Source organism: Buchananella hordeovulneris, from assembly GCF_001907235.1.
Lineage (GTDB): Bacteria > Actinomycetota > Actinomycetes > Actinomycetales > Actinomycetaceae > Buchananella > Buchananella hordeovulneris.
This window is the reverse complement of the sequence record NZ_MQVS01000005.1, coordinates 34,746-56,612: the sequence shown is the minus strand read 5'-3', so window position 1 is coordinate 56,612 and position 21,867 is coordinate 34,746. Positions and strand designations below refer to the sequence as shown.

The following is a 21,867-nucleotide window of genomic DNA, read 5'->3' as shown; positions in this document are numbered from 1 at the left end:
TGCGGCGATGGGCCTAATGTCCTGGCCAAGAACGCATCTCGGTCAAGAAACGCACTGCGTGTCTCTCCACCCCGGCAGCCGCCACCCGCAACAGCCCCGCAAACACTCCGCTGCCGTAGCCGAGCAGCACCAGGACAGTCAGCGCCAACGGCAAGTACCCGGCCACCGTCGCCCACACCACTACCGCCGGCAATATCGCCACCACCACGATCCCCGCCATCACCACCAACTGCACCAGCAGCGAAAAGCCCATCTGCCCCGTGCCCTGATTTTGCAGGGGCGAAGCGCCCGGAGGTGGCACCGGGTAGATGAAACGCCCCGCCAGTGCCAACGCCAACCCGACCACCACCAGGCTGAGGGAAACGGTGCCCGCCAACACGAGGACGCCGCCGGTCATGGTCGGGGCCCGCCAAGCGTTGACGCCCGCCACCAACAACACCAACGGCCCATAAACCGTCAGCACCGACAGGGCCCGCCCCCGCATCTCGTCGCGGCCGCTCACCCCCGCGGCCACGTGCAAACTAAAGGCGGTGGAATCTAATGCGATGTCGGTGTGCAACACCTGCAAACCCATCACCAACAACAGCCCTGCCAGGCCCGCCATGGCGTACGGCCACTGTGCGAAGGCCGCTAACCCGCCGTCAGACATGATGTCGATAGTTACCGGCAGCAGCAGCGACAAGGCCAGAGCCATCACCCCGGTCATCACCACATTCGCCAGGTAGCGCGGATCACGCAATCGATACCGCAGCAGCCGGGCTGCGATCGCGGCAGTAACCGGAGTGACGCCCGGCAAGAGCGCGAAACGGTGCGCCCACGGCAAGGCGTGCACCGTCTGTGGGCCGTGAGACACCTGCGGCGTCGACCCCGCCGCCTGCCACCGCTCCAGCACCTGCGGGGCGGGAGCACCGGCCCGCCCCACCATGACGGTAGGCAGCTGCCAGTGCCACAGATACAGCAGCAATGCCAGGCTTCCCACCGCGATCACGACACGGGCGCCGGCCGTCGCCCACTGCCCGGCAGCGATATCGGCCGGGGCCGCCAACGCCGCCCCGAACGGGGTCCACGCCAACACCTCGACCACCCGCCACGCGCCCGCGACCGAAAAGTTGCGCGCCAGCGGCGGCAACACCAACCCGGCCATAGACACGGGCACCAACAACGCAATCGTCAACATTGCCGTCGAATCCCGGCCGCGGCGCGTGCGCCCCAGGTTCCTAAACACGCTCGTCACCACGCGCGCCAACGCCCAACAGGTCACGGTCGCCACCGGCGCCAGCACAAGCGCCAAAAGCGCGCTCCCGGGGTGGCCTGCCAACAACCACGCGCAGGGCACCAGCAAAAACCCGAGCGCGGTAGCCACCCCGGGGATCCCCACACCCCCCGCCACCAGCAGTCCCACGGCCAACCGCGCCGACGGGGCCACAAACGGAGCAAAATTACGCGGATCCATCGTCGAATCCATCCCGAAAGCCAACACCGGCAGCAGCAACCACCCCACGTGCACGGCGGCCCCCACCAGCCCCAACAGCAGCGGCAGATACTCCGGCTCATGCCCCGCTACCAGGATCATGCCCACCACCGCCGCCAGCAGCGCGCTCAAGGCATAGACCGTGCCAAGAATGACCATCACCAGCCGCCACGTCTCGGCCACCAACGTGTTGGCCAGCAACCGCAGCCTTAAACGGACGAGGGTCGCAACCATGCCAGCTCCTCCCGGGTTGCGCTGCCTCCGACCAGCTCGACAAAGCGGTCCTCCAGTTGCCCGCCCGCCGCTACCTGCGCCGTCGTGCCCGCCGCCACCACTTGCCCCCGATGCATGATCGCCACGTGGCTACACAACTGCTCCACCGTCGCCATCACGTGACTTGAGAGCACCACCGTGCCCCCCTGCGCCACGAAGCGTGTCAAAATTTCGCGGATGCCCTGCGCCGACAACGGATCAACAGCTTCGAAAGGCTCATCCAACACCAGCACGTTCGGCGAATGCACCAGCGCACACGCCAAAGACACCTTCTTCGTCATCCCCGCCGAGTAGTCCCCCACCTGGGTTTTCTCGTCCTTCACCAAATCAAACACGCGCAGCAACTGATCGGCGCGCTCGGCCACCTCCGCGCGCCCCAAACCCCGCAGCAACCCGGCGTAAGTAATCAGCTCCCGTCCGCGCAGACGCCCAAACAAGCGCATGCCATCCGGCAACACCCCCAGCTGCTGTTTAGCGTGCTGCGCGTCCGCCCACACATCGACACCCCGCACGAAAGCTGTGCCTCTGTCCGGCCGCAGCAGACCGGTGGCCATGTTTAGAGTCGTAGTCTTGCCCGCCCCGTTCGGGCCGACCATGCCGTAGAACGCCCCTACTGGGATATCCAGATCAATGTGCGCCGCCGCCACGGTCTGCCCAAAGACCTTCACCAGACCCCGCAACGCCAACGCCACCTCGGGGGCAGGCGGGACGGGCAGGGTAGTCGACGGAGACGGGCCGCCAGGCGACCAGTGGGATGGCGGCCCAGACGCCTGCCGAACAGGCTTCCCCGTGGGAGAGGCAAAAGGATCAGGCTGCGATGTTGACTCAACGCTCATATTCCCCACCCTAGAACGCTGCGACCTACCTCACTTCCCCCTCCCGGATGAACTGCGTCCCTACCGGGGCCCGGCACTACCCGCCCGGCTCGCCCCCTACAGCAAGGGGCGGCCCCGGCAAGCACCGGGGCCCGGCACTACCCGCCCGGCTCACCCCCTACAGCAAGGGGCGGCCCCGGCAAGCACCGGGACCGCCCCTTGCGAGGCAAGCAGTTAACTCACTTAGCGATGGCCTTCTTCAGGGTCGAACCGGCCGACACCTTCACACCGTAACCAGCGGGAATCTTGATCTCCTCACCAGTGCGCGGGTTGCGACCGGTGCGGGCAGCACGCTCGACGCGCTCAATGGACAGCAGACCCGTGATCTTGACCGGCTCACCCTTGGCGAGCGACTCGGTGATGACTTCCTGGAACGCGGCAAGCGCAGCGTCAGCCTGAGCCTTGGTCAGCTTGGCCTTGTCAGCAATGGCAGCAACCATCTCGGTACGGTTGACGGACATATTCCATCCTCATTTCGTCTGGGTACGTGCCGCAGAGCTGCGACTCGTTTCGCGATGACCCTACGCAAACTTTCCGCGCCAATCCACGATTTACGGCGATTTTTCCCCATTTCGCGGCGGGAATAACACGCCACGCCCGAGTTTACTGACAAAAGTCACCATACCTGTCAGATAGAGGGGTTTTCAGCGGTCCCGGAACGTTTCTACCGACTTGCCCGACTCGGGGCCGACCCCACCCGCTTGCCGCCACGCTTCCCGGTCGTCGCGCGGGGCTCCCGGCACCCGCCCCGCGTGCGGCACCGTTTGGGTACCGAACACGTCGTGCAGCGCGACCCCCTGCTGATCGCCCACCTCCTCCAGATCGGTGCGCAACAAGTGCATGGCCGCGTTGGCCCGCACCAAAGACTCACACATCGCCTCCGCCCCCTGCTGCATGCCCTCGGTGGGCTGGAAGACGTCGTCCACCAGGTAACTGAGCATGTAAGGCACCACGACCTGTTCCCGCACCGGGTACATCTGCATCGCTGTCAGCACGTCGATCAGGGCCTGCGCTCCCCGCATCCCCCCGGACATCGTGGTGCCGTAGGAGACGATACCCACCGGCTTGAAGGCCCACTCTTGGGCGAGGTAGTCGATGGCATTCTTCAGGATCGCTGGGTAGCCACGGTTGTACTCCGGCATCACAATGATGAAGGCGTCCAGCGCATCGACCTGTTCGCTCCACGCCAGCGTGTGCGGCTGTCGGTAGGTGCGCAGACGGGGCAACTCGGCTTCATCAAACAGCGGCAGATCAACCTCCCACAGGTTGATGCGCTGGACCGCGAACGCCCCGCACCGCCGGGCCACCGCCTCTACCCAGTCTGCAATGGGGGTGCCGCGGCGAGCCGAGGAGGCCGTAGCGTTGATGATGCCGAGCTTAATCACGTGCGTCTCCGTCCTTGGATGAGTGCCAACCCCCAGTGTGCCCGATCTACCCACCTGGTGCGAATGTGGCACAGCCGGATGGAACCACGTGACCGGGAGCGCTGCCCGGGGTCGGTGCTTACCTTCTGCCCGGCACGGTCAGGTTGTTGTGGGTGGCACCGTCATGTGGTTGTGGCACGGTCAAGTTGTTGTGGGCGGCACCGTCATGTGGTTGTGTCACCACCATGCCCTTGCGGCACCATCATGTCCTTAAAACCCTGAAATAAGGGCATGACGGTGCACTAAGAACATGACGGTGCGCTAAGGACATGATGGTGGGCGAAGGGCGGCGTGGTGGCCTAGCCCGCAGCCAAACATTGCCCGGGGTGTGCGCGAGGTCGTGCCCGCCCCTCCTGTGGTCATCATGCCTAGGGCTGCTTACAAGGCTCTCAGCCCGCCACCATCATGTGACTGTGTCACCGCCATGCGGTTGTGGGTGTCAACTTCATGTGGCTGTGGCACCATCATGCCCTTGTGGGTGGCACCGTCATGTGGTTGTGGCACCACCATGCCCTTGCGGCACCATCATGTCCTTAAAACCCTGAAATAAGGGTATGACGGTGCACTAAGAGCATGATGGTGACACAAGAACATGACGGTGCACTAAGAGCATGACGGTGCAACACGGTCATGATGGCCACCACTCACCCCCACGGCAGACACCCACGCTGCGTGGGCGAGAGCTGGAGTTGATGCCTCAAGGTCCGTCGGAGCTGCTCGAGCGCCAGCAGGTCTCGCCATGCCACCCGCAGCACCCGCCAGCCCGCACGCGAGATGATCGCCTGGCGCTCAACCCAGTCACGTTTGGCTGCCTGAAATGCCGCTGGAGTTTGCCCCAGCTTGCTCACCCCATCGAACTCGATGGCCAACTGCCGCTCCGGGATGGCCAGATCGAGGAAGAACTGCCTCCCTTCCGCGTTCACCTCAAGCTGTGCGCTGGGCGGCTGCGGCAGGAGCGTGCACAGCAGCCAGTGCAGGGCCCGCTCCCCCACTGTTTCGCAAGCGGGGTCGACTACCCGCACCAGCTGCCGGGCCCGCAGCTGCCCATGTCTGTCCCCTCGTTCCGCCAGGTGACTCGTCAGCAGCGCCCGCGTCTGCACCGTGCGTGTCGCCACCTGCGGTGTGTGCCGCCGGTAATCCACTAGCCTTCGCATGGCTCCGGCCACCGCGACCGCGGCCTGCATGGGGGCCAGCCGCAGGGCCGCGATCAACGCGGCATCCACCAGCGAATCCGCCATGACTCCCTCCCGTTCCTCCGGTAGACCGTTGGCCCTCCACCACACTTGCCGCTGTCGCACGGCGGGCACTGTGGTGGCACCGATAGTCAGGGCTGGGAACACCGGCCCTTTTTCGGCGCACGGGAGGCGCACCTCGACGTCGGGGTTGGACTGCCACAGGTCGACATTCCATAGCAACAACGCCGACTGCCCCGCAAATACGACGTCCCGCGGGCCCGCGAGTGCGGTGGCCAGCACACGAGCTTCCGCGGCCCGCCGGGCTTGGCGCCAGGCAGGCTGGTCGTCTAGCAGGTCGGTGCGCAAGCGCACGCCGCGCCGCACGACGTTATCCCCGCCTTGTGCGGCCCCACGAGTCCGCCTGTGGGGGCCGCTAAACACCAGGTGTTCTTCGGTGATCTCCATTGGGAGACTCTGGCGGGCTCCGGCCAGGTAGACAACCACCCCCCTTCCTGTTGGGGACAGAGGCCGCCCTGTGGATCCGCAAAGGACCAGCGCACCCGCTACCGATGGGGCCTCGGCCTGCAGGCCGAGGCGCGCCACCCACCGGGGGCGGCAGGCTCGAATCTGCCCCGTGTTGCCCTGCCCGCGCCAACATTCCACTCGGCCCCGCGGCCGCTTCCAGTAGGCTGTTTGCGCCCGTGGGACTCTGGGGTGATTCCCGAGCCTCCTCTGTAAAAGGATTAGTTTCCGCATCACCCCGCTCTTCCCCGGGCCCCTAGATAGCAGCAAGGAGGCATGGTGCAGCGCGCCGAAGTGGTGGCTCGCGAGGATCTCCTGCAGTTTTTGAACGCGGCGTTCGTATCGACCGGGCAGGCCGAGTTTTATCACTCGGCCAGTGAGCAACACCTGACCATGGCGTTTCTCCACGAGTACGTGTGCGGGAACTACCGGCGGGTCTACGCCCGCCTGCTCGCGGCGGGCATCAACGATTTCAACGCCGCCGAGATTGTCTTCCGCCTGTTGGCCACCGGCCGTCAGACCCCGGCCGACTTCCGGGAGGAAGAAAACGCGCTGGTGCGGGCGGCTGTTCGGGCTCTGCCGCCGCCGCGGTTTTGGAAGCTGGCGCGCCGCCTGCAGCGGGAACGCATAAACAATCGGCGCACCCGGGCGCTGGTGCGGGACTATTTGGCGGATCATCCGGAGCCAGAGTTTCAGGCGGTGAAATACCGACGGAAGGTCGCGGCGGCGGCCCGCCATACGCATCTGCGCCTGCCCGGGGAGTTACCGGAGTTCCTGTTTACCAAGTTGCCGCATCCGTTTACTACCGAGCTGTTCGAGACGTATCGGCAGGCGCGCTACAGCCGCCAGGCGGCCTTGCGGTTGCCTGCTTCGGTGGCGGCCGGGTTTGCCGCCCAGCATGGGATAGCGGTGGCTGAGCGCGATGCTCGTACTGCGGCCAGTCTGACGGATCGCGAACGGCTGCGGGCCGACGCCCGCCTCACCGAGGCCGCCAGTCCACAGCTCCGGGCCGAGCGCCTGTCCCCCACCGAGATTGCCGCCTACCTGCTGTCCTTGCCGGAGCCGACGGAGACCCAGCTGGGTTGGTTGGCGGCCTCGGCTGCCGCCCTGCTGGCACGCTCGGGCCCGCTGCCCTTGCCGGGCCCGGTGGCGGCCGTGCTGGACAACTCCTACTCTGCCTCCGGTTCGCGCGAGCGGCGTCGCCACCCGCTGGCGGTGGCCTGGTCCGTGGACGCGGTGCTGCGCGCGGCCTGCACCGACTACATCGCCCTGTGGACGCACCCGCATCCGGGGCCGATGCCGGTGGCGGCCGGGCAGACGAACCTGACCGAGCGTCTGCTGGACGCGCTCGCGGCGGGCGCGCGGACCGTCGTCGTTGTTTCGGACGGGGTGGAAAACGACCCGCCGGGGGCGTTCGCGGCCGCCCTGGCGGCGGTGGCGAAGCTGTGTCCGCAGGTGCGGGTGATCCATCTGAATCCGGTTTTCGACCCCGACCTGTTGGCGGTGCGCAGCCTCAGCCCGGCTTTGCCTGCCCTCGGTTTGCGGGCGGCGGAGGAGCTGCCGTTGGTCCTGCATTTTGCCGCCTACGCCGCCGCCACGACGACGCTGGCCGAGTTGAAGGAGCATCTGGCGGGGGCGACCCGCCGCTTCCTGGGAGGTGTCGATGTTTAAGCCTGCGGCCCCGTTTGCGCTCACGGGTTTGGATATCGCCCCGGCGCAGGTGTGGGGGGCGTTTCGTCTGGTGCCGCTGGTGCGGGTGGCACCGTGTGAGGATGTGCGGCTGGCCCGCGAGTTGCTCACCGGACCAGTGCACGTCTCTACAGGGCGGCAACGCGAGTTTTGGACCGTCGTGCCGCACGCGCTGCACCTGCGCTGGGGCACGCTGGTGGGGGCGCAGGTGCGCCGCGGCGAGGCGGCAGACCGGCAGGTGTGGCGGACGTGCGCAAGCTGCGCGAGCGGGATGCGGATGGGTTGCGTTTCCTGCCGCTGGCACTGGCCTTGGAGGGGTTGCTGGCGGTGGGCTTTGCCCCGCCGACGATGCACTGGCCGGAGTTGTCGGACTGTTTCGTGCGGCACGAGCTGGTGCAGCGAAGCGAGTCAGCGTGGCTGGGGGCCGCGTTGCCGGGCTTTGCCGACGCCTTGCGTACCTTCGAGCTGCACCGCGGGCAAGTGGGGATGGCAGTGTTTGTGGCCGACGAGTTTGCGTCCCTGTTTGTGGTGCCGCATCCGGATGATTACCGGGCGCTGCATCACACGCTCCTGACCGATTTGTACGGCGAGCTGCTGCTCATGTACGCCGCCGAAGGAGGGGAGCTCGGCCGCGTGGAGGCCACCGGTTACTTCGGGGCGAGCCGGGACCTGCCGGAGTTGCGCGAGGCGCTGGCGCTCATGCGCCGCGATTGGGCAGAGTTCACGCAGCACACGATGTTCGGTGATTGGCTGGCACGGGACCTCCGGGCGGAGGTCGTCTATCAGCCGGGCCCGCTGCGTTTGGAGCGATTTATTACCGATCTGGATCCGGCGCGAGTCAACCACGTGGGCGAACGGTTGGTGCGGGACGACGGCGAACTGCTGTACGCCAAGACCTATCGGCTCTCGGCGCTGCAGACCCGGCGGGCGCACCTGTTGGCAACCCTCAGCGACCACGCCTGGCACCTGGGGCAGGCGGCCAAGGCGCTGCACACTGATGTTCCGGGGCTGGTGGCCCGGATCGAGGCCCAGGGGTTCGGCTACCTGCTCACCACGCAGGTGCGGGAGCAGGCGGCCAAGGCGCGGCGCCTAGGGGCGAGCCTGGGGGCGCAATAGGGGTGCCGATCCCGGGTTTTACCTAGCACCTCTAGGCTAATCTTCATACCTAGCAGAACTAGGCAAGGGGGTGCGATGCGCGTCAGCAAAGACCTGGTGGCGGCTGCCGCCACCCCCATTGTGCTGGGGGTGCTCGCCCGCGGCGAAGACTACGGATACTCGATCCTGCGCCGCATCAAAGAAACCTCTGGCGGAGTCCTCGACTGGAGCGAGGGCATGCTCTACCCCCTTCTCCATCGGTTGCAGCGACAAGGTCTCGTCGCCGCCCGCTGGGGGGGGGGGGGGGGGGGGGGGGGGGAGGGGGACAGCGGGCGCCGCCGCAAGTACTACGGCATAACGACGGCAGGGCGCACCGAGTTGCACCGGCAAGCCGCCGCACTCAACAGCGTCAACCAAACCCTGCAGGGCCTCCTGCCGCCCCGTCCCTTTGAGGAGAAATAATGTCCACCATTGCTGCCATCTCTCCCCAATTGCGCCATTGGCGCGAACGGATGGCCGCCAACCGCGGCCTAACCCGCGAAGACATCGACGAGCTAGAAGACCACCTGCTCTCCGAGTACCAGCGACTAGCGAGCCTGCCGCTGACCCCACCCGAGGCGTTCTTGATCGCCGAAAACCGCCTTGGGGCCGCCCGGGCGTTGTCGGCGGAGTACCTCACCGCCCACCCCGATCGCGCCTGGCAGCAGCTGCCCGCCGCCAGCCAGGAGCAATCCTGGCACCTGCCACTGGCGATCGGCCTCGGCTTGGTCGCGGGGCTGTTCGCCTGGCTGCCCACTTCGATGGCGATCCCGGGCATCGACCGGTTCTACGCGCTACTGATCGTTCCGCTGGTCTTAGCGATCGTGGCGATCTATCTGGTCGCCACGGCCGCGACCCGCGACCGGCTTGGACTGTTGCTGCTCGGTGGCGGGTTCGCCCTCACCACCGGCCTGGTCAATCTCTATCCGCTCGCCACCAACTCGCAGAGCCTCGCCCTGTCGGCCCTGTTTCTGCCCGTCTTTCTGGTCGCCCTGACCGGTTTCGCGCAGCTGGGGCGCCGCTGGCGCAATCTGGACGCCTGGCTGGACTGGGTGCGGTTCGTCGGCGAGGGCTTCATCTACTACGTCCTCATCGCGCTCGGCGGGGGCGTATGCCTGGCGCTGCTGCTCGGCGTCCTGGCGCTGTCGGGAGCAGGTGGAGACCCATCTTTGGAAATAGTCATCTTCGGCGCTGTCGGGGCGCTGTTTGTCTCCGCCTGGCTGGTGGAACGGAAGAAGGCGGCGATGGAGAACATTGCTCCCGTGCTGACGACCGTCTTCACCCCCATCCTCACCCTGGTGGCCGTGGCTTCCCTGCTGGCGATGGTCGGCGGCTCTTCCGAATTCAATCGCGAACTGCTCACCATCGTCGACTTGCTGTTGATCGTCATCGGTGCGGTGGTGTTGTTCACCGTCTCCGCCCGGCCGACGGGGGCGCCGCCCCGCCCCCTGGACTGGCTGCAGTTGACTCTTGTCTGCGCGGCGGTCCTCGTCGACCTGGCGATGTTGTGGACGCTCGGGGCGCGCATCGCCGAGTTCGACATCACCCCGAACCGGCTGGCTACCCTCGGCCTGAACCTGGTGCTGCTAGTCCACCTGGTCGGGTCCGTCTACCACTACTTCGGCTTGGTCAATGGCAAGCCCGCCGTGCGCCTGGAACGTTGGCAGGCCCTTGCCTTGCCGGTGCTGGCCACCTGGGGGCTGATCGTGGCCATCGTCTTCCCGCCGATCTTCAACTTCCAGTGACAGCTTCGCCCCGGCCCGAGATAAACCGGGCCGGGGCGAAGGAGCGAATACAAAGGAACAGGCCGAACTCGTTAGTGATTGGCGAATTGCTGTCCCTTGTCAGCCGATGGGCTTCGTCCGCGCGACCGAAAAGTACCCATGCCCTTCAAATCAGCATCGCTAACCGGAGCAGAAAGCCATGGAAACGCCTATATCTCCAGCCCAATAACACCGAAGGCCCTACAAGCAACCATCACAGCACCGTCATCGCTCCAACAAAGTGTTGCTGATCGGAACCTCAATTCGGTCTCGGGCTACCACCACACCATCCTTCACAACGAAGCATTCAACGAAGTGCTCGCCCTTGAAATGAGAGCGCTCAATATGCTCCCTTTGACTGATTGAACTGATGATTTGACCTCGCACCATGTCACGCTTCTCAGCCTCCGGGCCCACGTTAAGCACCTTCCACTTCAGTTTATAGGGCTTCTCCACTGAGCAGTCTGTAATCAAAAAACGCAGACTCTTGTCAGCTAGGAGTGGCACGCCTTCCTTGAGCATCATTCGAAGCCATGTCGGCCGAAATCCGTCCTGCGTAACCTTGCAGTCAATCGACACCGACTCCGTAATCTCGACCGCAAAATAGTCCTCAATGAACTCCTCGGTATCTCTGAAGGATCCAAACGACTCCCTGGGACTCGTCGCGAGCGGGACCGAGGGACCGAACACCTCGCGCCACTTTTTGTTCGCATCGGGTTTCCCTTCGAGAGCAATTGCCTCGACACAGCGAATGTATGCCTTCGCAGCTTTCGATTGGAACTTCTTCTTAACATAGACACGCTGTCGACTACCAAGCGCGAGATAGTAATCTTTCTCGGGCTCATCTTTGAGAAATTCAAAAAAGTCGCACATCATCCTGCCATACGATTCAGTACCTATCCGATCATACTCTGAATCACGCTCGAAAAAATTGCTAACCAGCGTGTCTATGAGCAGACCGCCCATACTTACACCGCTGGCGTTTTTCCATGCTCTTACCATCCGAGCAAGACATCTCATGTTCTTCGAGGTTCGATCGTTTAACTCTTTGGTCGCCTCAATTTCCTCACGAGGCTTCGTAAGCTTCCATCCCCCGAACTTTGTGTCCGGGTAGCTGAAACTGCCGTCACTGTTCTCAAAGGCAGGCTGAACCTCGAACTTGAAGGCATCTGATACGAACTGTACCCGAACGACACATTGGTCGACGCAGATATCCGTGTTCGGGTATCTTGCCTTAAGATCGTCGCGGACCCTATTGAGCATCCTGCGGGGCCCCGACTCACCGGCATAGTCATCGCGGATCCCAGCCGGGAGGACGTAGATCATATCGAGATCAGACACGCCCTTGATCGCTGTGCGACGACCGAACGATCCGACCATAAGTTTGAAGTCGGTGCAGTCGTCTTTGGACCGGAAGTCCTTGTTTAGCACCTTGACGATCTCGTCCCGCCGCGAGGTAATCTTCGAAGCCTTCTTTCCTAGTTTAAGGCTCTCTAGCAGAGCATCGAAAATCTCAGATGTTTCCATTCTCGCCCCCTACTTGCTCGAGGCGGAGCGTTTCTGGCAAAAGTTTATCTATCTCGCGGGAAGTGAAGGTCATCTCCTCGTTGCGCTTCAGACCATCCTGCGCCCGCTTGAATGCTCCTGGACTAGTCCTTGGGGCGTTAGCATAGCAATCTAGCACGACCTGTTGAAGCTCATCGCGACGCTTTCTACCTTCAACACTGGATACACTGCCAGACATCAGATCGGCAATGAGAGAAATATAGGATTCTCTAACATCCCATATCCGTGAAGCGATGCTGCGGTGAGCATTTGACTCCTCCTCAAACTTAAACGTCTTAGCGCCAAGACTTATCCAGCTTACCAGAAGAGCAACGAAAGATGTCGCCAGAGTGGTCAGCGCAGGATTTCCTAATAGGCCGACGACCGCTGCAAGAAAAGTGCCGGAGCTGATCGCACTGAGCGCGATCAGCAAGCCCTGCTGCCATCGATGCTTTGCGAAACACATGTCTGCCTGCTTTTCGTGAGTCTTGTGACTATAAGCCACGCGACCAAAAGCTTCACGAACCTGCGCAAGCAGATACAGGTCCATATCGGACGCAACTGAACACTGATATTTCAAATTAACTCCTGAACTAGACAATAAATTCAAGGATGCCCCCAAACACCTCAGGGGTGTGCATCGCTATTATAGCCTAACATGCTGAAACTGAAATCTCTACCACCTCCAAACACGCTCACTTGAGCCTGCCCTGGTTTTGCGGACGCCCGAAATGGTGGTCGATGCCCATTGAACGTCACATAGCGGCAGATCAGAATCAATACAGGAAGCGCCGAACGCCCACAGCGGAGTATCGAGACTAGACCGCACGATTGGCGATTGAGATAGCTTTCCGGTCACGCAGCTGGCTCACAAGCCGGGCATTGGCCGCCAAGTTTTGGGACGCTGGTATGATCCGAAAGGAGACTTGCCCCGGCTCTGCGCACAGTTAACGCTGGCATGAATCATACCGCAGATTGGGTGGCGGTGTGAGAGGCTCGAATTGATGGGGTGAAATCGTAGCGAAGTCATAATGACGGCGGGTAGGGTCGCGCCAGCCTTTTATCCACTCGCAGATCGTGAATGCTAGGAATTGTCCGATAGGCGCCGACCTGTAACCCCGTGCCGCATGGAGGGCCAGAAACGCTCCATTGCTGCGTTATCTTGCGAAGAATCCACGCACCGTATGGATCCGACCAGGCCTGCTTGGCAAAGACGGCACACAAAGACCCAGGTGGCGTATTGGCTTTTCCTGCCCGCGTGTACCATCGTTCCTGGCAGGAGATTGCGTCGCCGACTGGCCATTTGCGGCGCATCTACAACCATTTCGCTGCAGGTGTTCGCGCCTGGCAGGCGCGGCCTATTGCGGGAGGTAATTTGCTTCCCACAGGGAGTTGATAGGCATCGCCCACAAACGGTCCCCAAAAGGCATCACCTCGCTGCCGGTGTACAGCACAATCCCGGCGACGAAGCGCTTGTCAGCAAGGTCCCGCAGGCGCTGCAGGCCCTTGAAGTGCTTGGCCCCAAGGGTGGTTTGCGCCTTCACTTCGACGCCAACGATCTCCCGCGCTCGATTCTCAAGCACGATATCAACCTCATGATCTCCGTTGCCGCTGTCTCGCCAGTGATGCACCGTGAAGTCCACTTCCGACCAGCCCTGCTGTTTAAACAGCTCCCCGACAACGAACGCCTCGATAAAGCCTCCGGTGAGTGAGCTTGAGATGTCGTGCTCGAGGCCGCGCAGATTCACACCCGCCAGATGGGCAGCAACGCCCGGGTCTGCCACACAAATCTTCGGCTTGGCCACCGCCCGCTTGGAGAGATTGTGCCCCCAGGCGGGAATCCGGTGAATCAGGAACACGTCTTCCAGCGCCTGCATGTAAGACGGGACGCTGCGCGCAGGCAGGTCCAGCGCCTGGCCATACCTCTGATTGACGAACTCCGAGGTGTTCTCGGCAGCAATCAAGCTCATCAACGGTCGCAGCCTGTCACGGAGACGAATTCCGCTGACGTCGCCGACATCCTTGGACAGCACCCGCTCTAGATAGGAGTCGATCCAGCGCCGTTGGGCTCGCGGCTGCATGCCCTGTAACTCGGGATAGCAGCTCGCCGTTGCCAACTTGAGGTATTCGGCACGGGACAAGACTTCTGTGGGGACCGAGGGAGTCAGAGTTGGCAATGCCCAAGCGAACGCGGCGAAGTCTTCCACGCGCCCCCGAAGCTCACCCTGACTCAAGCCGTACAGCCGAATCGTCTGTGCCCGCCCAGCCAGGCTTTCCTGACTTCCGCTGGCGGTGAGCAGATTGGCCGACCCCGTGAGGAGGAACCGCCCCGCCCTGCGCTTGCGGTCTACGGACAGCTTGATCGACAGGAGCAGGTCCGGCACCCGTTGAACCTCGTCGATGGCAAGCACGCCTTCCGGGAACTGGTCAGCAAAGCCCTCCGGGTCGAAGATCGCGGACTCGCGCGCAACCGCGCCGTCCAGATTTACCAGTCTGTGTTGGAGCTGCCCGAGCAGCATCTGCATCAGGGTGCTCTTTCCAACCTGCCTCGCACCACTGATGACCACGACGGGCGCATGCTCGATCATTTCCTGCGCCACAGGAAGCAGATTCCGCTTGATCAAGCCGTTTTCCATACAGGCATGCTAGTGCAATCTGCCGTTCTACGACAGTCAAGTTGCCGTTCTACGAGACCTGAGTTGCCGTTCTACGACAGTTAAGTTGCCGTTCCGCGAACTCCGTTCCGCCGTCTCGACAAGGACAGACAGGTCGGCGGAACAGGCCGATCGCGAGCTCCCCTCGCCCATAGTCATCACGCCCGCAGACCAATCTGTCGGCGCCAGGGACACAACACAGCCGGGCGGGGAGCACGAATGCTCCCCGCCCGACCGCGTTGTTAGTGGAGATGCGGGGAATCGAACCCCGGTCCGACGGTGCGCGCCCAGGACTTCTCCGGGTGCAGTTCGCTAGCGCTTTTCTCGGCCCCGGCGTCTCACGCGAACAAGGACGCCGACGGGCTCAGTCACCTAAAAGTCCCGCCAATCCCGGCAACGTGGACTGGCAGCAGTGGCTCTCTAGACGACGCCAGGATCCGGGTCGAAAGCACCCCCGGGCTGACGGACTTGGCAACTCGCTCAGGCGGCGAGGGCGAAGTCGGTGCGAGTGTTATCGGCACCTATTTGTTTACACGGAGCGTTAACGAGATGACCATGCATCCTCGACCCGCTTCCCCTGAAACGACAACCGTCGTCGAAACCGATCATCCCCTATGTAGTTTCCCGGCCGTGGGCCGGAGGGACAGCATACGCTGCCCCACCCGCCCCTGTCGAGCCCCGCTTACCAACCGCCACCGCTCGCGCCGCCCCCGCCGGAGCCAACCGACACCGAGCCGCCACTGCTGAACGACGACGTGGCCCCAGCAGCGCTGGCGGCGTTGGCGACATGGGCAAACATGAAGCCGGCGGGCATCGCTCCCCGCCAGAACCACCACTGCGGGAAAAAGTCGTTCTCTTGTTTGGCGTCGAAGGCCTGGGCCACGGCGGAGCGAGGCCGGGTCGCTAGCCAGGGCCAGAACGGCGAATCGTCTGTCAGGAAGGGGCGCAATTGGTCCAGGTCCACCTCGTCGAGGTAGCGCTGGAAGCCCTGGGCCTGGGCGTAGGCGGTCGCCCCGGCGGGGGTACGGCGGGCGGCGTAGGACACTGCCCCGATCAGCAGCATCCCCACCACCGCCAAGGCCAAGCCGGGCAGCATTCCCAGCGTGTAGGTCAGGAACCCGAACGCACCGAGCGCGAAACCTCCGGCTACCAGGAGCAGGCCACCGCCTGCCAGCAACCAAGCCCGCCGCGCCACCCCCGGAACGAACCATGCGTGGCTGGTGGCGGCAGCCCGCACCGCCCCGTCCACCGTCCGGCCAAACTTGCCTGCGCTTTGCAGGTCGCGCCCAAAGTCCAGCTCGCCGTGTTCTTGCAGGTACTGCCAGGCTCTCGCCAGCACCGGATCGGTCGGCGGGTGGCTCATACCGTCTGCCACGTGTACCACCATGGTTGCTCCGCCGCTGCGCTGCACCGATTCGAGGCGCACGTACCCCAGTTGGGCCAAGGCCACGAGGACGGCGGCACGGTCCTCCACCCCGACCTTGCCCTTAACCGCGAGCGTCGCCAGGTAGGCAGGGAAGGCAGGCGGGCGCGTGACGGCGGGCGGTTGGGTGCCTAGCATGGCCACCTTGTTGCCCAGGTTTGGCACCGTGTTGTCCACCAGGCTTCGCCGGAAACGCCGCCGCAAGGCCCCAAAGAGGCTGCCGCCCGCCACGAGTAGGCCGCCGGTCAGCGCCAACGGCACCGGCTCAGGTTTAAGAACCAGGTCAACAAAGGTGTTGCGGAAGGTGGTGATAACCGGGGTGGCGACCATACCGGCAGGTAGCCGCACCCCGATCGTGATGCCCTCGTCGGCTTCCAATCGTTCATCTGCCAGCTCCACGACGGTGTCCTCCACCGGGCAGGGTTGTCCCGCCTGGTCGGCTGTCCCCACTGCACAGCTGGCTGCAAGAGGGGAGGTCGGCAGTTGCAGACGCACCCGCACCCCATCTAGCCCGCCCGCGAAGCCACCCGGCTCGATCACGTTCCATTCCAGGTTGGCACCGTCCTGGCTTTGGTAGGGCAGGCCGCGCAAGGTGTAGCGAATCTGGTAGTGGTTCGTTCCGTAGTTGATGACATCGGGGTCCCCGATGCGGTACTGGGCGCGCCAGTTGCGACTCTCCCGGTCAACCTCGGTCGATACGCTGTCGGGCGAGGTTACGGTGAAATCCTCCACCTCCACCACTGCCCGTTCGCCGTCGCTCCCTGCCACCGGGCGGGTCTGCACCAACACCAGCACCGGCCCGCGCGCGCCGTCGGGCCCAGGCACTAGGTCGAAATCCCACACGACCGCCAACGAACCGTCGGGCTGCAGCGTCGCCTCAATCTCGTTGTTCGCCCACGTCACGTCACCGACGTCGGCGTGGGCCGCCGCTGCCGTGCCGACGAGCGTGCCCCCAAAGACGAGGACGAAAAGCAGGCTCAAAATCTTGCGCATAGCGCTATTGTTCCAAGCCCGCTGTTCCGCCATCTCGTCCCCCAGGACGGACTCCGCTCCTCCGAGAGCAGGACGACGCCAACCAATCCGCCGCCGCCCGTTGCTCCCCGCGCCACGGTCACCTGCGGGAGACCAGCGGGTGCCCTAGCGTTTGCGGAACTGGAGCCCACGCACCCCGTAATGTCCGCGCGGTAAAGGACTCGCCTAGCGTTTGCGGAACTGCGCCATCGCCCGGCGGGCCTCGCGCTCGTCCTGGGCCTCGCGCAGCGACTGGCGCTTATCCCAGTCTTGCTTCCCGCGGGCCAACGCGATCTCCACCTTGGCCCGTCCCCCGATGAAGTACAGCTCTAAGGGCACGATCGTGTATCCCTTGGCCCGCACCGCCTGCGCGAGCTTGCGAATCTCGTCCTTGTGCAGCAGCAACTTGCGTTTGCGGCGCGGGGCGTGGTTGGTCCACGTACCTTGCGCGTACTCGGAGATGTGGGCACCCTGCAGCCAGGCCTCCCCCCGATCGATCTCCACCCAGCCATCAATCAGGGAGGCGCGCCCCGCACGCAGGGCCTTCACTTCGGTGCCCCGCAACACTAGGCCCGCCTCGTACCGGTCCTCAATGTGGTACTCGTGGAAGGCTTTCTTGTGGCGGGCGATCACCTTCTTAGCGTCCGCCGCCGCCTTGGCGCGCTCGGCCGCCGTCGGTTTCTTGCCGGTCGACATGTTTTCTCCTTTAATCGACCGCCTAGTGTAGCTAGTACCAGCTCATCGGGTCAGTGGTGGCGCCGTTTTGCCAGATCTCGAAGTGGACGTGGCAGCCGGAAGAACGTCCGGTCGTGCCGGTGTAGCCGATGACGTCGCCGCGCCGCACGTACTGCCCCACCCCCACCGTGGAGTACTCCAGGTGCAGGTAGCCCGACATGTAGCTGTTGCCGTCGATCAGGCCGTGGTTTATGTACACCAGGTTGCCGCCACCCGCGTCAAAGTAGGCCTCGGTGACCTCACCATCGGCGATCGCGTACTGCGGCTGCCCGCAGGCCACCCCCAGGTCTACGCCCTCGTGGAACTTCGGCACACCCAGGATCGGGTGGATGCGCCAACCGTAGGGGCTGGTGACCTCGGGATTGCCGTCCACCGGGAAGCGGAACATGCCGCCCCCGCCAGAACCGCCGTTGGCGGGCGGGGCCGCCGGGGCTGCGGGGGCTGCGGGCTGGGCTGCCCGCTCAGCCTCCGCGGCTGCCTGCTGCCGGGCCCGGTTTTCCGCGTCGATCTTCTTGATGCGCTCCGCCCGATCGTTGTAGGACTTCTCCAGGTCCGCCAACTGCTTCTCCACCGAATTGCGGTCCTTAGTCAGCTGATCGGACAGGGAGGCGGCCGTCGCCTCCGCCTGCTCCACCTTGGTCAGCGCCTGACTTGCCGCCTCCTCGGCGGTGCGGGCCTCCGCCAAGGCGACTTCCGCCTCGGCCTGCAGGTCGGAGATCTGCCCGACGACCAACTCGCGGCGGCTAGCCCGGTTCTTGTTCAGCGCCGTTTCGTTCTCCAAGCTCTCGATAGAGCGGGTGCGGGTCCGGGTGGCGACATCGGCGGCCGCGGCCCGCTGCGCGAAGTCCTGCGGGGAGGAGGAGGTCAGCGCAATCTCCAGGGAGGTGGTCGAGAGCTCGCCCCGGTAGGCGCGCCGCGCCAAGTCAGCCAACACCGAGCGCTCAGTCTCGATTTTTTCCTCAGACACCTCAATGGCGGCGTCTAGGTCGTCGCGCTGCTGTTCCGCCACCGCTAGCCGGTCGGTGATCTGCGTGTGGGTCCGCTCGGCAGCGGCAGCCTTTTCCACGGCCGCCGCGTGCTCCTCCCGCAGGCCCGGCAGCTGGGCCCGCAGGCCCTCCAGCTGCACGTACGTGTCAGCAATGCTCTTGTCGATCCCGTTGAGGGAGGCCCGCAGCTTCTCCCGCTGGCCCTCGGCCTGGGTCTGTTGGTTCTCTAGGTCGTCTTTTTCGTCCGCCAGGGCCGGGAAATGGGTGAAGAGCACCCCGCCGAGGGCCAGCAGGAGGACGACGAAGGCCGCGAGTAGGCGGCGGGTACGGGGGGAAGCAGTTTTCGGGTTCATGGCGGTTTCCTAGCCGTTAGACGCGAGCGGCACGCTTGACGGAGAAGACGGATCCGACGATCGCCAGCACGAGTGCCAAGACGAAGAGGACGGGGGTGACCTGCAGGGCGTCACCGACGTCAACGAAACGCATGGTGGAAAAGGCCCCACCGAGCCAGCTGGCAACGAAGAACTTGACGGTGACCACCAGGGCCGTGGCAGCCAAGGCGGCACCAAGCAGCGCGGAGACGGCCACCTCCAGGACGAAGGGCAACTGGATGAAGAGCCGGGAGGCCCCCACCAGGCGCATGATCTCGACTTCTTTTTCCCGGTTGATGGCCGACAACCGAATGGTCGTCATGATGAGGAGCACGGTGGCCAAGAACATGAGCCCGGCCATGCTCAGCGACAGGGTGGAGGCAGTGTTGAGGACACGTAACAGGGGGTCGACGACGGCCCGCTGGTCGCGCACCTGGTAGACGCCGTCCCGGCCGGTCAGCTCCTCCGCCACCACCTGGTATTCACGTGGATCGACCAGGGAGATGCGGTAGGACACCGGCAGCAGTTCCTTGTCGGCGAACTGCCCCAGGCCCGTGCCGGAGAACATGCGCTGGTAGTTGGCGTAAGCCCTTTCCTTGTCTTCGAAGATGACGTCAGCGACGTAGGGCTTCATGGCGTCGGACTTCAGGTACTCGCCAATCGCGTCGATCTGCTCCTGCGTGGCCTCACCGGCCGTGCAGGTGTCGGCGGTGTCGCCGGCGGCACACATGTAGACGGTGACCTCGACCTTGTCGTACCAAGATTCCCGCATGTATTCGGTTTGCCGGTCCATCAGCAAGGCGGAGCCGAGGAAGACGAAAGACACCGCCGTCACCAACATGACGCCGATCGCGGTGATGCTGTTGCGGTAGAGCCCCTGGAAGACTTGGGAGAACAGAACTTGAAGTCGCATTTTGTTGTCCTACACGCTCGCGCCGAAGACGCCGCGGGCCTGATCGCGCACGACCCGGCCGTCGACTAGCTCGATGACCCGCTTGCGGTACTGGTTGACGATTTCGGCCGCGTGGGTGGCCATCACCACGGTGGTGCCGGTGCGGTTGATCTTGTCGAGCAACCCCATGATGCCCAGCGAGGTCTCGGGGTCGAGGTTGCCGGTGGGTTCGTCGGCCAACAACACGTCCGGCCGGTTGACGATGGCGCGCGCGATGGCCACCCGCTGTGCCTCCCCACCACTGAGCTCGTGCGGGTAGCGGCCTTCCTTCCCTTCCAGCCCGACGGTCTCCAGAATGTCTGGCACGGCCTGGAGGATCTGGTGCCGCGGGGTGCCAAGGACCTGCAGGGCGATGGCGACGTTACCGAAGACAGTCTTTTTGGGCAGCAGCTTGAAGTCTTGGAAGACGGTGCCGACCTTCCGCCGCAGGTGCGGCACCCGCCAGGTGGACAGCTTGGTCACGTCCTTGCCCTGCACGAACACCCGGCCCGCGCTCGGCAACTCTTCGCGCAGCACCAGCCGTAAGAACGTGGACTTGCCCGAGCCGGACACCCCCACCAGGAACACGAAATCACCGCGCTCAATGTCGATGGACACGTCGCTGAGGGCCGGGCGAGCGCCCCGCTTGTAGACCTTGGAGACGTCCTCAAAACGAATCATGGGCCGGACTGTCCTTACGTTGTTGCCGGGTGGGTGTTAGCCACTGTAAGCAGGCGCGTTAGTACCGGTTCCCTCCGACACGCACGCGCCGGGGATATTATTCGTCGCTTTGCGAACGCCGCCAGCGGATCCCGGCCTCGATGAAACCATCGATGTCGCCGTCAAAAACGCTGTTGGTGTTGCCAACTTCGTGCTCGGTGCGGAGGTCTTTAACCATCTGGTAGGGGTGGAGCACGTAGGTGCGCATCTGGTCACCCCAGGAGGCTTTAATGTCTCCCGCCAGCTCTTTCTTCTTGGCGTCCTCTTCTGCCTTGCGTAGCAGCAGCAGCCGCGATTGCAGCACCCGCAGGGCGGCGGCCCGGTTTTGCAGCTGGGACTTTTCGTCCTGCATGGACACCACGATGCCGGTGGGCAGGTGCGTCATACGAACGGCCGAGTCAGTGGTGTTAACAGATTGCCCACCCGGCCCGGAGGAGCGGAACACATCGATCTTGAGTTCCGATTCCGGAATATCGATGTGGTCGGTGGATTCGATCAGGGGGATAACCTCCACGGCCGCGAACGACGTCTGGCGGCGGCCCTGGTTGTCGAACGGGCTGATGCGCACCAAGCGGTGCGTGCCGCCCTCGACCGAGAGCGTGCCGTAGGCATAGGGGGCGGTGACCTCGAAAGTGACGGACTTCAGCCCGGCTTCCTCGGCGTAGGAGGTGTCCAGCACCTTGACGGGATAGTCGTGCCGCTCCGCCCACCGGCGGTACATGCGCAGCAGCATCTCCACGAAGTCGGCCGCGTCGATTCCGCCGACCCCGGCTCGGATAGTGACGACGGCATTGCGCTCGTCGTACTCCCCCGACAGCAAGGTGCGCACCTCAAGCTCGTCTAGGGCTTTGCGAACCTCAGCCAGGTTCGCCCCGGCCTCGGTCAGCAGGTCGTCGTCGTTCTCTTCCTGTGCCAGTTCGACCAAAGCCTCAATGTCGTCGATTTGGCTCTCCAGGTTCTCCAGCCGCTCCAGCTCCGACTGAGCATGCGACAGACGCGAGGTGATGGCTTGGGCGGCCTCGGCGTCGTCCCATAGGTCGGGGGCAGCAGCCTGCAGAGACAAATCTGCGATGGTGGCCCGCAGCGCCTCAGGGTCGCTGACGGCGGAGATGGAGGCGAGGGTCTTACGCAGGGACGCTATCTGCACGGGAAAATCGATGGCCAC

18 protein-coding genes, 1 other RNA gene and 1 pseudogene are annotated in these 21,867 nt (G+C 64.1%); 5 read left to right on the top strand and 15 right to left on the bottom strand.

Features of this window, described 5'->3' with window-relative positions; translation table 11 throughout:
- Positions 1-13: 13 nt before the first annotated feature.
- The 5 genes from BSZ40_RS05870 to BSZ40_RS05850 all read right to left on the bottom strand — a co-directional run bounded on the left by BSZ40_RS05870 (position 14) and on the right by BSZ40_RS05850 (position 5,683).
- The gene (locus BSZ40_RS05870; RefSeq protein ID WP_073824230.1) at positions 14-1,705 is read right to left on the bottom strand and encodes a hypothetical protein; all 1,692 of its coding nucleotides are present in this window, start codon (positions 1,703-1,705) and stop codon (positions 14-16) included.
- Complete coding sequence (locus BSZ40_RS05865; RefSeq protein WP_084542670.1) at positions 1,681-2,580, bottom strand: ABC transporter ATP-binding protein; 900 nt, start codon at positions 2,578-2,580, stop codon at positions 1,681-1,683. Before BSZ40_RS05865 ends, BSZ40_RS05870 begins: the two co-directional genes overlap by 25 nt.
- A gap of 218 nt (positions 2,581-2,798) precedes the next feature.
- On the bottom strand, positions 2,799-3,080 hold the full coding sequence (locus BSZ40_RS05860) for an HU family DNA-binding protein (protein WP_073824229.1): 282 nt from the start codon (positions 3,078-3,080) through the stop codon (positions 2,799-2,801).
- Between the two features lie 183 nt (positions 3,081-3,263).
- Complete coding sequence (locus BSZ40_RS05855) at positions 3,264-4,004, bottom strand: NADPH-dependent FMN reductase (protein WP_073824227.1); 741 nt, start codon at positions 4,002-4,004, stop codon at positions 3,264-3,266.
- A 683-nt stretch (positions 4,005-4,687) separates the two neighbouring features.
- Positions 4,688-5,683 (bottom strand): hypothetical protein, encoded by a 996-nt coding sequence (locus BSZ40_RS05850; protein ID WP_143180893.1) that lies wholly within the window; start codon positions 5,681-5,683, stop codon positions 4,688-4,690.
- Positions 5,684-6,019: 336 nt separating this feature from the next.
- Here BSZ40_RS05850 and BSZ40_RS05845 point away from each other — a divergent pair, with 336 nt between their 5' ends.
- From BSZ40_RS05845 to BSZ40_RS05830, 5 genes and pseudogenes are all read left to right on the top strand, one after another.
- The gene (locus BSZ40_RS05845) at positions 6,020-7,411 is read left to right on the top strand and encodes a hypothetical protein (RefSeq protein WP_158020873.1); all 1,392 of its coding nucleotides are present in this window, start codon (positions 6,020-6,022) and stop codon (positions 7,409-7,411) included.
- A pseudogene (locus BSZ40_RS12500) lies at positions 7,404-7,643 on the top strand (ARPP-2 domain-containing protein); the annotation flags it as partial. The gene BSZ40_RS05845 and the pseudogene BSZ40_RS12500, both read left to right, overlap by 8 nt.
- Positions 7,644-7,678: 35 nt before the next feature.
- Positions 7,679-8,545, top strand: coding sequence for an ARPP-2 domain-containing protein (locus tag BSZ40_RS05840; RefSeq protein WP_143180892.1), 867 nt, complete (start codon positions 7,679-7,681; stop codon positions 8,543-8,545).
- A gap of 75 nt (positions 8,546-8,620) precedes the next feature.
- Positions 8,621-8,986 (top strand): PadR family transcriptional regulator, encoded by a 366-nt coding sequence (locus tag BSZ40_RS05835; RefSeq protein WP_073824223.1) that lies wholly within the window; start codon positions 8,621-8,623, stop codon positions 8,984-8,986.
- Entirely contained in the window at positions 8,986-10,308 is a 1,323-nt protein-coding gene (locus tag BSZ40_RS05830) for a hypothetical protein (protein WP_073824221.1), read from the top strand. The genes BSZ40_RS05835 and BSZ40_RS05830 overlap by 1 nt, the downstream gene beginning before the upstream one ends.
- A 243-nt stretch (positions 10,309-10,551) precedes the next feature.
- Here BSZ40_RS05830 and BSZ40_RS05825 read toward each other — a convergent pair whose 3' ends face one another.
- The 10 genes from BSZ40_RS05825 to prfB all read right to left on the bottom strand — a co-directional run bounded on the left by BSZ40_RS05825 (position 10,552) and on the right by prfB (position 21,867).
- Positions 10,552-11,853: a nucleotide-binding domain-containing protein gene (locus BSZ40_RS05825; protein ID WP_073824220.1), complete on the bottom strand. Its 1,302-nt coding sequence runs from the start codon at positions 11,851-11,853 to the stop codon at positions 10,552-10,554.
- Positions 11,840-12,421: an SLATT domain-containing protein gene (locus tag BSZ40_RS05820; RefSeq protein ID WP_073824410.1), complete on the bottom strand. Its 582-nt coding sequence runs from the start codon at positions 12,419-12,421 to the stop codon at positions 11,840-11,842. Before BSZ40_RS05820 ends, BSZ40_RS05825 begins: the two co-directional genes overlap by 14 nt.
- An 808-nt stretch (positions 12,422-13,229) precedes the next feature.
- The gene (locus BSZ40_RS05815) at positions 13,230-14,507 is read right to left on the bottom strand and encodes an ATP-binding protein (RefSeq protein ID WP_073824218.1); all 1,278 of its coding nucleotides are present in this window, start codon (positions 14,505-14,507) and stop codon (positions 13,230-13,232) included.
- 261 nt (positions 14,508-14,768) lie between these two features.
- Positions 14,769-15,138: a transfer-messenger RNA gene (gene ssrA, locus BSZ40_RS05810) on the bottom strand.
- Between the two features lie 69 nt (positions 15,139-15,207).
- The gene (locus BSZ40_RS05805; protein WP_073824217.1) at positions 15,208-16,941 is read right to left on the bottom strand and encodes a DUF2207 family protein; all 1,734 of its coding nucleotides are present in this window, start codon (positions 16,939-16,941) and stop codon (positions 15,208-15,210) included.
- 204 nt (positions 16,942-17,145) lie between these two features.
- Positions 17,146-17,655, bottom strand: coding sequence for an SsrA-binding protein SmpB (gene smpB / locus BSZ40_RS05800; protein WP_073824215.1), 510 nt, complete (start codon positions 17,653-17,655; stop codon positions 17,146-17,148).
- A gap of 31 nt (positions 17,656-17,686) precedes the next feature.
- Entirely contained in the window at positions 17,687-19,033 is a 1,347-nt protein-coding gene (locus tag BSZ40_RS05795) for a M23 family metallopeptidase (protein ID WP_073824214.1), read from the bottom strand.
- 16 nt (positions 19,034-19,049) lie between these two features.
- Positions 19,050-19,964, bottom strand: coding sequence for a permease-like cell division protein FtsX (ftsX, locus tag BSZ40_RS05790; protein WP_073824213.1), 915 nt, complete (start codon positions 19,962-19,964; stop codon positions 19,050-19,052).
- Positions 19,965-19,973: 9 nt separating this feature from the next.
- Positions 19,974-20,663 carry a cell division ATP-binding protein FtsE gene (ftsE, locus tag BSZ40_RS05785; RefSeq protein WP_073824212.1) on the bottom strand — a complete coding sequence of 230 codons (690 nt, stop codon included), beginning with the start codon at positions 20,661-20,663 and terminating at the stop codon, positions 19,974-19,976.
- A 97-nt stretch (positions 20,664-20,760) separates the two neighbouring features.
- Positions 20,761-21,867 carry a peptide chain release factor 2 gene (prfB, locus tag BSZ40_RS05780; protein ID WP_073824211.1) on the bottom strand — a complete coding sequence of 369 codons (1,107 nt, stop codon included), beginning with the start codon at positions 21,865-21,867 and terminating at the stop codon, positions 20,761-20,763.

Excerpts from the sequence above, each read along its gene's own strand:
- BSZ40_RS05870 (WP_073824230.1), bottom strand. The coding sequence starts at position 1,705 with ATGGTTGCGACCCTCGTCCGTTTAAGGCTGCGGTTGCTGGCCAACACG.
- BSZ40_RS05865 (WP_084542670.1), bottom strand. The coding sequence starts at position 2,580 with ATGAGCGTTGAGTCAACATCGCAGCCTGATCCTTTTGCCTCTCCCACG.
- BSZ40_RS05860 (WP_073824229.1), bottom strand. The coding sequence starts at position 3,080 with ATGTCCGTCAACCGTACCGAGATGGTTGCTGCCATTGCTGACAAGGCC.
- BSZ40_RS05850 (WP_143180893.1), bottom strand. The coding sequence starts at position 5,683 with ATGGAGATCACCGAAGAACACCTGGTGTTTAGCGGCCCCCACAGGCGG.
- BSZ40_RS05835 (WP_073824223.1), top strand. The coding sequence starts at position 8,621 with ATGCGCGTCAGCAAAGACCTGGTGGCGGCTGCCGCCACCCCCATTGTG.
- BSZ40_RS05830 (WP_073824221.1), top strand. The coding sequence starts at position 8,986 with ATGTCCACCATTGCTGCCATCTCTCCCCAATTGCGCCATTGGCGCGAA.
- BSZ40_RS05825 (WP_073824220.1), bottom strand. The coding sequence starts at position 11,853 with ATGGAAACATCTGAGATTTTCGATGCTCTGCTAGAGAGCCTTAAACTA.
- BSZ40_RS05820 (WP_073824410.1), bottom strand. The coding sequence starts at position 12,421 with ATGGACCTGTATCTGCTTGCGCAGGTTCGTGAAGCTTTTGGTCGCGTG.
- BSZ40_RS05815 (WP_073824218.1), bottom strand. The coding sequence starts at position 14,507 with ATGGAAAACGGCTTGATCAAGCGGAATCTGCTTCCTGTGGCGCAGGAA.
- BSZ40_RS05805 (WP_073824217.1), bottom strand. The coding sequence starts at position 16,941 with ATGCGCAAGATTTTGAGCCTGCTTTTCGTCCTCGTCTTTGGGGGCACG.
- smpB (WP_073824215.1), bottom strand. The coding sequence starts at position 17,655 with ATGTCGACCGGCAAGAAACCGACGGCGGCCGAGCGCGCCAAGGCGGCG.
- BSZ40_RS05795 (WP_073824214.1), bottom strand. The coding sequence starts at position 19,033 with ATGAACCCGAAAACTGCTTCCCCCCGTACCCGCCGCCTACTCGCGGCC.
- ftsX (WP_073824213.1), bottom strand. The coding sequence starts at position 19,964 with ATGCGACTTCAAGTTCTGTTCTCCCAAGTCTTCCAGGGGCTCTACCGC.
- ftsE (WP_073824212.1), bottom strand. The coding sequence starts at position 20,663 with ATGATTCGTTTTGAGGACGTCTCCAAGGTCTACAAGCGGGGCGCTCGC.